This window comes from Thermosynechococcus sp., assembly GCF_046299655.1.
Taxonomy (GTDB): Bacteria; Cyanobacteriota; Cyanobacteriia; order Thermosynechococcales; family Thermosynechococcaceae; genus Thermosynechococcus.
This window is the reverse complement of sequence record NZ_JBKBHZ010000003.1, coordinates 1-13,556: the sequence shown is the minus strand read 5'-3', so window position 1 is coordinate 13,556 and position 13,556 is coordinate 1. Positions and strand designations below refer to the sequence as shown.

Here is a 13,556-nt window from a genome sequence, read left to right as displayed (position 1 = left end):
GAAAAACAACAACATTATGGAAACACTGAAAATCACGGTTTATATCGTTGTGACCTTCTTTGTGCTGCTGTTTGTTTTCGGGTTCCTTTCGGGTGATCCGGCTCGTAACCCCAAGCGCAAGGATCTCGAATAGTCCTCGCCAAAGGGGGCGGGCATCGGGTAACGTAACTAGGCAGTGGTCGTGAGGAAATTTGGCCGTTGTTGTTCTTACCCTCTTTTGCGAGTCTGCCCCCCCCTGCACAACCCGCAGAACTAGCCCAAGTCATTAGCCCATCCCAAGCGGAGCTACTCGGAACAACGATAACCCCTGATCTAAGCAGCACAACGCCAATCAGCCCTGAGCCAACTTCTGATTTGACAGCCCCCCGCCCCCTTGGGGAGGCAAATGCTGAAACCTCTGTTGTCCGTGACCAGCCCTTGGAGGTGACGGCCGATCGCCAGGAATTTGACCTGATGCGGCGATTGTTTAATGCCATTGGCAATGTTTTCCTCCGATTCAAGGAAGCTGAACTCACCGCTGATCGCGTCCAAACCGATATTGACGCCCAAATTCTGGTGGCCGAAGGTAATGTGACGATTACCCGCGGTGATCAAGTCTTACAGGGCGATCGCTTGGAATATAACCTCAGACTGGATCAAGGCTCCTTGACGAATGCGCGCGGTGTTGTCAATGCGGCGAGGGTAGATCAAGACCTGAGACTAACGGCGGCTCCTGACTCCCCCCCCATCCGTCCGCTTCCCGGCCTTGATCAACGGGACACCGTCCTCCAAGCAGAAGCCACGGAAACGTTTGATCGGCTGCGCTTTGAGGCCGATCGCTTAGAATTTGATGGCCGCCGCTGGTTTGCCACAAATCTACGGATTACCAATGACCCCTTTAGTCCGCCGGAACTGGAAGCTCGGGCACAGGAAGCCATAGCTGAACCCCTCAATGCCGATGAAACTCTCCTGAGGGTGCGACGGGGTAGGGTTGTGTTTGATCAACGGATGGCTCTGCCTATAGTCCTGCGCCGCTTTGTGGTGGGTCGCCCCTATGAAATTCTGCCCTTTGAATTTGGCTACGACGAGCGCGATCGCGGTGGCCTGTTTCTTCTCTACCGGTATAGAGCCCTCAATACCCCCAATATTCAAATCACGTTCCTTCCCTCTATCTATTTGGAGCGTATTATCAGTAATGATGTTGATCTCTTTGATGCTAAAAGCTATGGGGCGGCAATTGAGCTAGGACATCGGTTCACCCGCCAAACACGAGTACGCGGTTATGGCTTTTTGAATACGCTGAACCCCAATGACTGGCCGAGCACGTCACGGGCAGGGGTAGATCTGTTCCACAACATTGATGCCCGCAATCTGCTTACCATTTCCGCAATTTATCGTCCGCGCATCTTTAATCGCTCCCTAGGGGAGCAGGAAATTAGCAGTCTTTTTGGGGGGACGTTTAGTGGTACTGGGATTCCCCTGAGCCAAGGTTTGGCATTGAACTATTTGCTGGGAGGGCAATACATCACAGCACGCAGTGATGATCCCTCTTTACCCCCTAAACCTAGCCTAGGGCGTCTTCAGGCAGGGGTTACCTTGAACTGGGTCATGCCCATCTGGCGGGGAACGCCCCTACCCCCTACGCGAACCCAAGGGCTGCGCTACAGCCCCCGTCCCGTCCAACCCTTCTTGGAGTTCTACAGTCAGTTGGGGGGAGTGGTGAATTACTATACCAATGGCAGTACCCAGCCCGCCTTAACTCTAGGGGCAGGTCTGCGGGGTCAGTTTGGCCATTTTGCACGTCGCTGGTTTGACTACACGAGTTTTGAGTTGGGATTTGCCCAAACCTTCGGGGAGCCATCGTCCCCTTTTCTCTTTGATCGCGTCAGTGACTTTAGTGTCCTCAATATAGGCTTCCTCCAACAGATCCATGGTCCAGTGAGGGTTGGCACGCAACTGCAAATTAACGTAGATACAGGCAGAGTTTTCGATACCAACATTATTGTGGAATATAGCCGTCGCACCTATGGGGTTGTGTTCCGCTATAACCCCGATCGCCAGTTGGCAGCAATTCTTTTGCGCATTAGTGGTTTTAACTGGCGTGGCAATGCGGATCCCTTTTCCAGCCCGGGGCTAGGCACCGCCACCGATGGTGTGATTCGCTCCAATTAGGATGACGCTTCTATGGCAATACCCAAGGTTCGTGTTTTTCCCGATTTGGCTGCCCTGACAGCGGCGGCAAAGCAGTTTGTTCTTGAGCAGGCCACTGGGGCGATCGCCCAAGGGGGGCAATTTACGCTTGCCCTTGCCGGTGGCAACACGCCTAAACCGTTGTATGAAAGCCTTGTCTGTGCGGATACCCCTTGGTCACAGTGGCACATTTTCTGGGGCGATGAGCGCTACGTTCCCCTCGATCATCCCGATAGCAATGCTGGTATGGCCTTTCAGGCGTGGCTCAATCATGTGCCGATTCCCAAAAACCAGATTCACCCAATGCCAACGGCGGATGTGGATCCGCAGACTGCTGCTGATCGCTATGAGCAAGTCCTGCGCCAAACCTTTGGCATCCGCGAGGGGGAATTTCCCCGCTTTGATCTAATTTTGCTCGGCATGGGACCCGATGGCCATACGGCGTCCCTTTTTCCCCACACCGCAGCCCTCACAGTGGGCGATCGCCTGATTACTGTGGGCAACAAAGATGGCCAACCCCGCCTCACGTTCACCGTACCCCTGATTAACCATGCCCGCCAAATTCTCTTTCTGGTGACAGGAGCCAATAAGCAAACTGCCCTGCGCCATATTTTTGCCGGCACGGGTGATCCCCATCTCTATCCGGCGCGGCTGATCACGGGCAATGCCCTTTGGTTTTTGGATCAGGCAGCCGCTGAGGGTGTCGTTCAAAACGCCTAGGCTGTGGGTCTGCCCCGTTCGTGAATGGCTTGAATAATGGCAGTATTGGCTTTCGGAAAGGGAAACTGCTCCAATTCCTCAGGGTTGACCCAGCGGATGGCATCACAGACCAAGGGCTGAGGGGTTCCCGAAACATGCTGACAGTAATAGACATGGAGCGTCACTCGAAAATGGGTGTAGGCATGATCAATGTCAATCAAATGCTCACCCACACGAATCTCAATGCCCAATTCTTCACGAATTTCCCGCTGAATACACTCCTGAACTGTCTCATTGGGTTCAATTTTGCCCCCTGGAAATTCCCATAATCCCCCCAATAGCCCCGTTGGTGGCCGCCGATCAATGAGAATCTCACCCGCGGCATTCCAAATCACCGCGACACCAATCCTTTTGTGGGGCAAGGGGGAACGGCTCATTTTGCGAGGAATCTCATGGGTTAACTGGTGGCGATGCGCCAAGCAATGGCATTGCCAAGGACAAGCATGACACAGGGGCTGGCGGGGTGTACAGATCGTTGCCCCCAGATCCATGAGGGCTTGATTAAAATCGCGGGGCGATTGGCGACACAGCAGTTGGGCTGACCATTGCCACAGTTGGGCTTCCGCTTGTTTGGGGGGGATAGTCAGTCCATAGAGACGGGCAAGGACGCGCTTGACATTGCCATCGAGAATCGGCTGTGGTTGATTAAAGGCAGCACTGAGGATTGCACCTGCGGTACTGCGACCAATTCCCGGTAATGCCACTATGGCCTCGTAGGTGTGGGGAAATTGCCCCCCATGATCGGCCATGATCTGTTGAGCCGCTCGGTGCAAATGGCGCGCCCGTGCGTAGTAGCCCAATCCCTGCCACAATTTGAGGACGGTTTCTAAATCGGCAGCGGCTAAATCAGCGATCGCGGGAAAGGTGGCTAGCCAACGCTGGTAGTAGGGAATCACCGTGGCCACTTGGGTTTGCTGGAGCATGATTTCTGAGACCCAGATGGCGTAGGGATCGCGAGTGTGCCGCCAAGGTAAGTCCCGCCCCTGCTGCTGATACCACTGTAAAAGGGCAAAACGAAGGGCAGGTAGTGCATACCCGCCCCCACTGTCCTGTACCGTTGGCATGGGTTATTTGCTGTCTTCCGCTTGGGCAGCCGCCTGGAGCGATCGCTCAAATTCAAGGCGTTGCTCGGCACCGCGCAGGAAGTAACCGCTCATCATTGCCGAAGCCAAGAGACGCCCAAGGTGCTCCCGATTGGTGGTAATGGAAACCTCAAACCCCTCCGGTGGCAAGTAGCCCAGCAGGTTACCAATGTGGCGTTCCATCACAATGGCCATTTCTGGTGAAGCGGGACGGGAGAGGCGAGCCACCACTTCTGCATCTAAACTTTGCAGATAGTTCCAGAGGGAGTCAGCCCTTTCCTGAAGGGTTTGCGGGTTCATGGTTGGCTCCATAGAGTCTCCTCCCAGAAAATTTGTTTGGCTCACACGGGTGTGACTGTGATAACCTAAATTTAATCTAACAAGGGTGAATTGCAAGTGGGGGGTGGGAGAACCGATCTCCCCTGTTCCCATTTTCCGCCCTGATCTTTGTGCTTGCCTTTGTGTTGAAAACCGAAATAGGGTTGTTCGAGGTGAATGCCGATGGCGGAGCGTGACTTGTTCGACCTTGCACCCTATATTGATCATACCCAGCTTGACCCCTTGACAACCACCGCAGATATTGAACGCTGCTGTGCCGAAGCCGAACAGTGGAAATTTGCTGCCGTCTGTGTCATGCCCGTGTGGGTGAAGAAGGCTGTGCAGTTGCTGCATCGCACACCTGTGAAAGTGTGTACTGTCATTGGCTTTCCCAGTGGTGCCCACACCAGTGCCACGAAACTCTATGAGGCGCAGGAAGCCGTGGACAGCGGCGCCACCGAGCTGGATGTGGTCATTAACTTAGGTTGGCTCAAGGAGGGAAACAGCGAAGCCGTCTATCGCGATATTGCCCCAATCTGCGCAGAAACCGGAGTGACCGTCAAGGCAATTCTAGAAACCACGGTGCTGACGGAGGAAGAAAAACAACTGGCCGTGGATATTTGCTTGGATGCGGGGGTGGCCTTCCTAAAAACCAGCACGGGTTGGCGCGGGGGGGCCACAGTTGCGGATGTGCGTCTTTTGAAGCGCCTAAGCCGCGATCGCGTGGGCATTAAGGCCTCTGGCGGCATTCGTACCCGAGAGCAAGCCCTTGAACTCATTGAGGCCGGTGCCACCCGCTTGGGCACTTCCCGTAGTCTCGACTTGATGCAGGTCTAGCTATTCCCCTGTAATGGCGAGGGGACTCACCCAGACTTCGGGACAACAACCGTAGGGGGTCACTTCAACCGCAGTGCCCAGATGGAGGATACTTTTCAGCAGGCTGCGAATGTCGCCGGCCACGGTGGCTGCTTCAATGCTGATGGCTTCGCCGTTGCGCAGTAACCAACCGTCAAAGGGTAAGGAAAAAGAGCCTTGAAGAGCTTTGACGCCGGCGTGTAGGGCATGAAGTTCATCAATCCAGACCAGACCATCGGTGCGATCGCCCCCTTCACCCGCTGGCACATCATAGAAGTGACCACTCACGGTCACCTTTGCCCCCAGGTTGGCGTGACCCGTGGGCTGGGTTTGAAAGCGGCGAGCAGTACCCGCACTGTGGTAGAGACCCGTAAGAATCCCCTGCTCAATCAAAGGGGTGCGGCGGGTGGGGGTGCCTTCGCCATCAAAGAGGGGGTGACCAACATGCTCAGGGTGGCGAGCATCATCATAGATGCTGAGAAGGGGGCTGGCGATCGCCTGACCGAGGGACTCTGGGGTTGAAAGGCTCTGGCGATCCAAAATGTTTTGGGCATTAAAGAGATTACTAAAGGCATTGAGCAAGCTCAAGAAAGCAGTGGGCGAAAACAGCACCGGGTACTGACCCGAAGCAATGGGTTCATAGGCCAAGTGGCGGATGGTTTTGTCGGCCACCTCATCAATGCAGCCCGCAATATCTAGGTGCTCAAGGTCGGGACTCATGCGAATGGCACCGGCACTGCGGGGTTTGCGACCCGCCTCATCGGTTTTGCTGTAGAGATAGAGGGTGGTGGTGGTGGTGGTTTGTTGGCGATTGGCGCCCTCACTGTTGAGATAAAACCGTTCTAGCCGCCGCTGACTCAGGCCATTGTAGGGCACACTGGCGATCGCTGGGTGGCGTCCCAAGAGGTCTCGCTCCGCGGCAATGAGTTGATCCAAGAGGGTTTTGGCCGGGGCAAGGGGCACATCAATGGTTGTTACGCTGCTTTCACCAAGGGGCGCAGTGGCCAAGGGGCTAAAGTCGGGAATGTCCTCATTAACCCCAAAGGCACTGGCCTCTTTGGCCATTTCTAGGGCGGTTTCCAGACCATGATCGTCCAGTTGGGTGGTGCTGGCTACCCCTAGGCGACCTGTGGCGTTCCACACCCGTACCGTAATACCGGATCGTTGGGAGGCCTTCACCTGTTTAGGTTCCCCCTGCTGCACTTGCACACTCACCTCATCGACATGGGAGCCCCCAAGGTCAAATTTCTCAATACCAAGGCGGCGGGCGATTGTTGTGACCCGCTCGTGGAGGGTGGATGCAGGGGTCAAGGTTACCGTCATGGTGCTCGGATCGGTGGATTAACAAATCTTAAAACTATTCTAGCCCTATCCTCGGCGCTGCGGGCGATCGCGCCGGTAGCCTAAACCTCATCATTTCTCGCTAAGATTTTTGGAGCACTGTCAGTTATGGGAAAAGATTCATGGTGCAACCATCCTTGGGACTTGATGGTGACGGTGAATGGTTGGGGGGAAAATCACCCCAGTGGTCTGAGCGCCGCGCCCGCCTTGAAGAGTTAATTGCGACCCTGCGGATTGCCGATGAATTGGCGGCAGGTAAATACTTGATTACCAGCGCAGAATTAGCAGAATTGATGGATGTGCACGCCAGTGCCGTCACCAGTCGCGGTGAAGAATGGACATGGCGCAATTGGCAGATCTCCCGCGTCCGCCGTGAGAGCAACCAAATTCTCTGGCAATTGGAACGCATTGACGTGACCAAAGAACCGTCCTCCGAATTACCACCGACGTAGTTTGTGAGCGAGTCATGGATCTGGATTTTCCCCTGGAGTGTTTTGAGTACGATTTGAGTGCCACTGCCTTAGCGCACTTTCTCAACGCTGATCAGTTAGCCGTGGATACGGAAACCATGGGCCTGAATATCCCCCGCGATCGCCTATGTCTGGTGCAGGTGTGTGACCCCGAGGGACAAGTGGCTGTGGTCAAGATTGGTCGCGGTCAAACTGAAGCCCCCCACCTGCAGCAACTTCTAGAGCACCCCCGCATTACCAAAATCTTCCACTATGCCCGCTTTGATCTAGCTACATTGCGCTATCACCTAGGCATCCGCGTTCATCCCGTTTTTTGCACCAAAATTGCCAGCAAGATTGCCCGCACCTATTCCCCCCGCCACGGCCTCAAGGACTTGGTTTTGGATTTGCTAGGGGTGGAAATTGATAAATCCGCCCAAAGCTCCGACTGGGGCAATGCCATGGCACTGCGGGAAGATCAACTGCGGTATGCGGCTAATGATGTGCGCTATTTGATTCCCCTGCGGCAGCAATTGACAGCAATGTTGAAACGGGAAGAACGCTTTGAGCTAGTACAAACGGCACTGAGTTGCCTACCCGCGATTGTGGATCTCGATTTAGCGGGCTACACCCAAGTTTTTGAGCACGGCTAGAAATGGGTCAACCGTTGAGACAGAAGTTGGCTGAGAACGTTGGCAGCGCGCAGCAAAGGCACATTCATCGCAGTATTTCGGAATCTGGGCTGGGGGAACTTGGGGGAGATCCTGCCCCTGCTCATAGGCTTGCAGCCATTGGCGCAGTTGGCGGAGGCACTGCTCTAGGGTGTGGTGGATTTGCTGGTGGATCGCCTCACTGTAGGGAAAGGTGTAGTACTTTGCCCCCTGCTCCCCTTGGGCAAACCAGTAGGTCATGGAAATCTGGCTGGGGTGGTAGGAACTGGTGGCCGCCAGTAGATAACAGTAAAGGCGAGTCTGCCAATGAAAAGCTAAGGTTTCTCGGGCGGGCGGGTGGGCATAGGTTTTCCAGTCGAGAATCTGCACTTGCTCCTGGCCAAAAATCACGTAGTCATACACACTTACAAGGGTAAATTCCTCCCAGCCCAGACTGCGGACATGCTCTGCCTCCCCTTGGCCTTGAATCATTGGCGGTGGGGTGGTTTGAAAGGCTGCAAACCAGGGCTTCAATTCGGGCTGCGCCTCAAGGATGGGGTGGACATCAAGTCCCTGAAGGTGTTGCTGCATCAGACGGTGAAAGTCGCGACCCTGCTTTTGGGAAGTCGCTTCCGTCAACTGTGTGGCCTCTGGCAGCATCAAGCTGTCGAGATAGCGGTACTGGTATTGCCGTGGACAGGTTTGCAGCGTGCGCAGATGGGCTTGGGAAAGTTGCATGGTCTAGATCCAACCCAATAGTGTCATGAGGCCGTAGAGAACCCATAGGGTGGCAACCCCAATTGCCCAATAGGGAGCAGCCCAAGATTGTTTTTCTCGCAGATCCGGGGAATGCCACTCGCTCACTTCAACAAAGGGAACTGTACCGCGCCGAAACCAACCGCGTACCACCAGCGATCGCCCCGCCAAGGTTTTCAAATAGGCTGGCTGAAGGATTGGCCAAACCGGCCCCCAAGCTCGATGGCAGCGCAAGGGAAATAGACCATGATCCGTCTCCAACCACAGGTGCTGTCCTAGGCCATTGCGTAATCCCGTCACCGCCCGTAAATGCCCCTTTAGCTCGACAACGGGACTATCGAGGGGCAAAAGACGACGCAGAAGCTGTCCCAAGGTATAGGTTTGCGGTTGCCGGTTAGGATAGTAGGCGTTCAAGCGTAAAAAAAGACCTAACCCAAGACCAATGGCAATGAAGCCCCGTGCCAAGGTTGACCAATCCGCCAACCACCAGAGCGGAAAGGCAATCGTCCCTGCCCGCAGCGCAAATTGACCAATGCCCGTGAGGATAATTGTCATGATCATTCCCGCGATCGCCCCCCAGAAGGGCGCTAATTGCTGCCAAGCCTGTTGACAGCGAGGGGAGGAGGTAGAGGGCAGCGACAAGAGGGGTTCCAATCGCCATTGCCGTGCATAGGTCATGAGGACTTGCAGGCGCAGTCCCAAGGGACGATGGGAGGAGGTCAAGCGAAACCAATAGCGCAGGGGATGGACGGTATCCCAGCGGATCAGTGTTGGCCAATCAAGGGGTTGATTGCCCCAGAGGGCAGCTTGGGTTGGATTTAGGGGTAGGAGCAGGCGCAAGGATTCGAGGGGGACACCGATTTCCCCTTGGGCACGCACCGTTGTCGCTGTTGCTTCCATGAGGCGAAACCACGCCATCACAAGGGCATTGGGATTACCAATCAAGGCTGCCCCTTGGCGATCGCCATAGTACTGCCGCAATTGATTGCTCCAAAAGCAGAGCATCTCCAGCCCACGAAAGAGAAGATAACTTCCTTGACCCACCATGGCACAGAGGAGATAGAGGGTACCCCTGCTGATCCGCCGTCCCCAGTTGTTGCCATAGGGAGGTGCAAGGCGATCGCCCCAATGACTACAGCAACAGTAAAGGTCATAGGGCAGTTGCAACAGCAGTACAAGGGGGGTCACTAGGGTATTCAGCCCCAGCCGCAGTTGGGCAATTTCACTGGCCATTAAAGCCAGCAGTTCTTCGCCAGAGAGTGATCGCAATAGACCTTCGCTAACAATAATGTGGCGCTGCCAGCGTCCATAGCTAAAAATGATTGGTGCTGCCGTCATTAAACAGTCGATTTGGGGACGAGGTTGCCACCATGACCACGGCAAACGCCCCAAGAGCATCACGGTTGCGGGACTATACTCCTCCAGTTCTCCGAGACTAACGGAACGCAAACCATAACGGGCACGCAATCGCCACGACCACAACCAACTGCCACCACTGAGCAGCCCCAGACCCAAGCAGCCCAGCAAAAACCATGCCATCACCCCTTCCCAACCCCGCAGGAGTGCCAGTTGATCATTGCCATAACTAAGGACACCCGCAATCACCCCTTGGAGTAGTCCTTGCAGCAGCCAAGCAATCAGCAGCAGCGTTGCCCCCTGACTCAGCCAGAGATAAAGACGAGGCACTTGCTGCCGTTTCAGGGGCAGATTGAAACCCATTGCCAACAAAACCAGAAGCAGCGGGAAAGGCCGGTTCCCCCGCAAAATAGCACTCTTATTTTAGCAGGTGTTTTTGCGCCCAAGCTGGAATTGAGATGCCGCTCTCAGATGGCGGTGAGCCTTTAGTCCCGACAGTGCACTCCCCTTCAGAGTTCCCCAGCTTAGGATTGCGGGCTACCCCCAAGGGCATGGGCTTTTAAATCTTCTAGGGAGACGTACTCAAGGGCGCTGACATGGGTGGCTTCCAGAATGACTGGGGGCGCCACGCCTGCTTCGAGGGCTTCCCGCCAACGGGAGGCGCACAGACACCAGCGATCGCCCGGTTTTAACCCTGGAAATTGATAAGCAGGCACGGGCGTCGATAGATCATTGCCGCGGGAACGGGTAAAGGTGAGGAATTCTGCGGTCATTTCCGCACAGACCACATGGGCACCGACATCCGCCGCCCCCGTCCGGCAAAAACCATCGCGATAGAATCCTGTGAGTGGATTTTGACAGCAGCACTCTAAGGGCGTTCCCAACACATTCATTGCCGTCATAAACCAATGCCCCTAAGTCATCAACCTAAGTCTAGCTATAGCATAGGAGTTTTTCCAATGTTCCTATAGCAAATCAACCAATCCTTCACGAATGAGCTAAACTAGGGAGCAGTGTAGCTACAGCAATATCTGACCTATGCCTAGTGTTGTTCCCCAAGAGCGGCAGCAGGTTATTCGCAAACACTACCCCAACTACAAAGTCATTGTCCTCAACGATGACTTCAACACCTTTCAGCACGTGGCTGCCTGTTTGATGAAATACATTCCCAATATGACTAGCGATCGCGCGTGGGAATTGACCAATCAAGTCCATTACGAAGGCCAAGCCATTGTTTGGGTGGGTCCCCAAGAACAGGCCGAACTCTACCATGAGCAACTGTTGCGGGCAGGCCTGACCATGGCACCCCTTGAACCCGAATGAGGATGGCCATTTGCAAAGCGTGTTATTGGGGCTATTAAAAACTCTAAGTCCTGTTATCTTTCTTGATGTGTCAGGATAAGGGGTAGTTTCGTAAGATTGAGGAACTGCCTATGGCTGTCAGTATGCGCAAGCGTCCGCCGCACCTAACACTTCAGGTGTTGGACATTGCCCCTGAGACAACGGCAATTCGTTGCCTCGATTGGGATCGCGATCGCTTTGATATTGAGTTTGCCCTTGAAAACGGCACCACCTACAACTCGTTTCTGATCAAGGGGGAACAGATTGCCCTTGTGGATACTGCCCATGCCAAGTTTGGCGATCGCTACCTAGAGCAGCTCTGGGAGCTGGTGACCCCGAGTAACTTGGACTACCTCATCGTTAGCCACACGGAACCCGATCACAGTGGCCTTGTCAAGGAGGTATTGGCAAAAGCCCCCCACGTGACTGTGGTGGCCTCCAAGGTGGCGCTCCAGTTTCTTGGGGATCTCATCCATCAGCCCTTTCGGCAGCGGCAGGTAAAAAATGGCGATCGCCTTGATCTGGGCAAAGGGCACGTTCTTGAATTTGTCATGGCGCCCAATCTCCACTGGCCCGACACGATCCTGACATTTGATCACGGCACCCAAACCCTCTTTACCTGCGATGTCTTTGGCGCCCACTTCTGCAACGACGATCCCTTTGACACCGAGCCTGATCTCCTAGCTCCGGATTTCAAGTTTTACTATGACTGTCTCATGGGTCCCAATGCCCGCTCAGTTCTTTCCGCCTTCAAACGCTTAGAAGCGCTGCCGCCAGCGCAACTGGTTGCCACAGGGCATGGTCCGCTGCTGCGCCACCATCTCTCTCAGTGGCTAGAGTCCTACCGCAACTGGAGTCAAGAACAGGCCAAAGCGGCAACGACGGTGGCCATTTTCTATGCCGCTAACTACGGTTATGCCGACGCTCTGGCAGCGGCGATCGAACGGGGGGCAGCTAAAACTGGGGTGGTGGTTGAAAAAATGGATCTGCTCACTGCTGAACCCCAAGAGATTCGCGAACTTACGGAGCTGGCGAGGGGGATCATTATCGGTACACCGCCCACCACGGCTGTTGCCAAAACTGCCCTAAGTACAATTCTTGCGGCTGCCCATGCCAAACAGGCCATTGGTGTCTTTGAAAGCGGCGTGGGCGATGCTGAGCCTAGCTATCCTCTCCTTAACCAGTTTCGGGATGCTGGCCTGACACCTGCCTTTCCAGTAATTCGCGTCACTTCAGCTCCCACCGATGCTCTCTTGCAAGAGGCCGAAGAGGCGGGTACCGACATGGGGCAATGGCTGTTGCGCGATCGCACCGTCAAGCAGATGAAGTCCTTGGACGCCGACTTGGATAAAGCCCTCGGTCGCCTCAGCGGTGGACTCTATATTATCACTGCCCAAAAGGGTGCGATTAACAGTGCCATGTTGGCCTCTTGGGTGGCCCAAGCCAGTACCGAACCCCTAGGGATTTCTATTGCTGTGGCCAAGGATCGAGCCATTGAGTCCTTTCTGCGCGTGGGGGATACCTTTGTTCTGAATGTTTTAGAGGAAGGCAATTACCAGCCCCTCATGCGCCACTTCCTAAAACGCTTCCCGCCGGGGGCCGATCGCTTTGCCCACGTGAAAACCTATCCTGCTAGCAATGGCAGTCCAATTTTGGCCGATGCCCTTGCCTACATGGAATGCACTGTGGTGAGCCGCCTAGATGCCCACGATCACTGGATTGTCTATAGCACCGTTGACAGTGGCCGTGTCTCGAAGCCCGATGGCATGACTGCCGTTCACCATCGCAAGGTGGGGAATCACTACTAAACTAATAAAACGGGGTAGGAGGGCGATCGCTCCCTAGCCAAAGTGCGCTAGACTAGGTTTACTGCGGACGTGGCGGAATTGGCAGACGCGCTAGATTTAGGTTCTAGTACCGCAAGGTGTGTGGGTTCAAGTCCCTCCGTCCGCATCTCAAATACTCATAAAAATAAAAAAGAAGTGGACACAACTGGACTCGAACCAGTGACCCCCACGATGTCAACGTGGTGCTCTAACCAACTGAGCTATGCGTCCTTCTTCCCCTAGATGGTCTAGGCATCTATGAATTATAGCGCAGACCTATCCCGATCTCAACTGGCTGGAAACACTGGCACTCTTTTAGAGCCTCAAGGTCTTGAAAAAAGCCCCACTCTTTAGGGAGCCGTCGTGCTCATGTTTGGACGAACACAGCAGCCAATCACCGTTAACTTCGCTGCCATCACACTAGTGTCGTCCTGCGTCATAAAAGATAAGCGGCAACCGTTCAACCAAGCGGGCTGGATTGGGATTGTTAAAGTCTGAGTCTGACCCGCCGTAACGGGAAAGTTACTCCAAATGTGGCCACCAGCTAAGAGCGTGCCGTTTTTGTAAATGTACCACTTGTCATTACCGGCATTGGGGCTTTGCTGACTTTGACCTGCTTGCAGTGCTTTGACCTGTAGCTCTAGGGTAGCCCTT

At 54.6% G+C, this 13,556-nt stretch carries 15 protein-coding genes and 2 tRNA genes; 9 read left to right on the top strand and 8 right to left on the bottom strand.

All coding sequences use genetic code 11. The annotated features are described in order from the left end of the window. Positions 1–16 precede the first annotated feature (16 nt). The 3 genes from ACK4HN_RS02930 (at position 17) to pgl (ending at position 2,889) form a co-directional block, all read left to right on the top strand. Positions 17–133 carry a photosystem II reaction center protein I gene (locus tag ACK4HN_RS02930; RefSeq protein ID WP_011056917.1) on the top strand — a complete coding sequence of 39 codons (117 nt, stop codon included), beginning with the start codon at positions 17–19 and terminating at the stop codon, positions 131–133. A gap of 68 nt (positions 134–201) precedes the next feature. After that, the gene (locus tag ACK4HN_RS02925) at positions 202–2,151 is read left to right on the top strand and encodes a DUF3769 domain-containing protein (RefSeq protein ID WP_409877212.1); all 1,950 of its coding nucleotides are present in this window, start codon (positions 202–204) and stop codon (positions 2,149–2,151) included. Positions 2,152–2,163: 12 nt separating this feature from the next. Then, on the top strand, positions 2,164–2,889 hold the full coding sequence (gene pgl, locus ACK4HN_RS02920) for a 6-phosphogluconolactonase (RefSeq protein WP_409868559.1): 726 nt from the start codon (positions 2,164–2,166) through the stop codon (positions 2,887–2,889). Here pgl and mutY read toward each other — a convergent pair. Then, positions 2,886–3,992 carry an A/G-specific adenine glycosylase gene (mutY, locus tag ACK4HN_RS02915; protein ID WP_409868560.1) on the bottom strand — a complete coding sequence of 369 codons (1,107 nt, stop codon included), beginning with the start codon at positions 3,990–3,992 and terminating at the stop codon, positions 2,886–2,888. The genes pgl and mutY overlap by 4 nt on opposite strands. A 3-nt stretch (positions 3,993–3,995) precedes the next feature. Continuing rightward, on the bottom strand, positions 3,996–4,322 hold the full coding sequence (locus ACK4HN_RS02910) for a DUF760 domain-containing protein (protein ID WP_409868561.1): 327 nt from the start codon (positions 4,320–4,322) through the stop codon (positions 3,996–3,998). A 189-nt stretch (positions 4,323–4,511) separates the two neighbouring features. On the opposite strand from ACK4HN_RS02910, the gene deoC reads away from it, so the two are divergent. Then, positions 4,512–5,165 (top strand): deoxyribose-phosphate aldolase, encoded by a 654-nt coding sequence (gene deoC, locus ACK4HN_RS02905; RefSeq protein WP_409868562.1) that lies wholly within the window; start codon positions 4,512–4,514, stop codon positions 5,163–5,165. On the opposite strand, the gene ACK4HN_RS02900 is transcribed toward deoC, so the two are convergent. Beyond that, the gene (locus tag ACK4HN_RS02900) at positions 5,166–6,506 is read right to left on the bottom strand and encodes a TldD/PmbA family protein (protein ID WP_409868563.1); all 1,341 of its coding nucleotides are present in this window, start codon (positions 6,504–6,506) and stop codon (positions 5,166–5,168) included. 140 nt (positions 6,507–6,646) lie between these two features. Between ACK4HN_RS02900 and ACK4HN_RS02895 the strand changes: the two genes are divergently transcribed. After that, positions 6,647–6,976, top strand: a complete 330-nt coding sequence (locus ACK4HN_RS02895) for a hypothetical protein (RefSeq protein WP_409868564.1) — start codon at positions 6,647–6,649, stop codon at positions 6,974–6,976. Between the two features lie 14 nt (positions 6,977–6,990). Further along, on the top strand, positions 6,991–7,626 hold the full coding sequence (locus ACK4HN_RS02890; RefSeq protein WP_409853122.1) for a ribonuclease H-like domain-containing protein: 636 nt from the start codon (positions 6,991–6,993) through the stop codon (positions 7,624–7,626). Here ACK4HN_RS02890 and ACK4HN_RS02885 read toward each other — a convergent pair. The 3 genes from ACK4HN_RS02885 to ACK4HN_RS02875 form a co-directional block, all read right to left on the bottom strand. Then, complete coding sequence (locus ACK4HN_RS02885; RefSeq protein ID WP_409877210.1) at positions 7,591–8,361, bottom strand: PD-(D/E)XK nuclease family protein; 771 nt, start codon at positions 8,359–8,361, stop codon at positions 7,591–7,593. The two genes, ACK4HN_RS02890 and ACK4HN_RS02885, sit on opposite strands and share 36 nt — an antisense overlap. A 3-nt stretch (positions 8,362–8,364) precedes the next feature. Then, positions 8,365–10,098 carry a hypothetical protein gene (locus tag ACK4HN_RS02880; RefSeq protein WP_409868566.1) on the bottom strand — a complete coding sequence of 578 codons (1,734 nt, stop codon included), beginning with the start codon at positions 10,096–10,098 and terminating at the stop codon, positions 8,365–8,367. A 161-nt stretch (positions 10,099–10,259) separates the two neighbouring features. Beyond that, positions 10,260–10,637 (bottom strand): DUF2237 family protein, encoded by a 378-nt coding sequence (locus ACK4HN_RS02875; RefSeq protein WP_409868567.1) that lies wholly within the window; start codon positions 10,635–10,637, stop codon positions 10,260–10,262. 136 nt (positions 10,638–10,773) lie between these two features. Here ACK4HN_RS02875 and clpS point away from each other — a divergent pair, with 136 nt between their 5' ends. The 3 genes from clpS (at position 10,774) to ACK4HN_RS02860 (ending at position 13,029) form a co-directional block, all read left to right on the top strand. Continuing rightward, positions 10,774–11,058: an ATP-dependent Clp protease adapter ClpS gene (clpS, locus tag ACK4HN_RS02870; RefSeq protein ID WP_181495524.1), complete on the top strand. Its 285-nt coding sequence runs from the start codon at positions 10,774–10,776 to the stop codon at positions 11,056–11,058. Positions 11,059–11,168: 110 nt separating this feature from the next. After that, positions 11,169–12,884, top strand: a complete 1,716-nt coding sequence (locus ACK4HN_RS02865) for a diflavin flavoprotein (protein ID WP_409868568.1) — start codon at positions 11,169–11,171, stop codon at positions 12,882–12,884. A gap of 63 nt (positions 12,885–12,947) precedes the next feature. Continuing rightward, positions 12,948–13,029: transfer RNA gene (locus ACK4HN_RS02860), tRNA-Leu, on the top strand. Positions 13,030–13,059: 30 nt separating this feature from the next. On the opposite strand, the gene ACK4HN_RS02855 is transcribed toward ACK4HN_RS02860, so the two are convergent. Both ACK4HN_RS02855 and ACK4HN_RS02850 read right to left on the bottom strand, forming a co-directional pair. Beyond that, positions 13,060–13,133, bottom strand: a tRNA-Val gene (locus tag ACK4HN_RS02855). A gap of 119 nt (positions 13,134–13,252) precedes the next feature. Beyond that, positions 13,253–13,556 (bottom strand): hypothetical protein (locus ACK4HN_RS02850; RefSeq protein WP_409877209.1); only part of this gene is annotated, 304 nt, incomplete at its 5' end.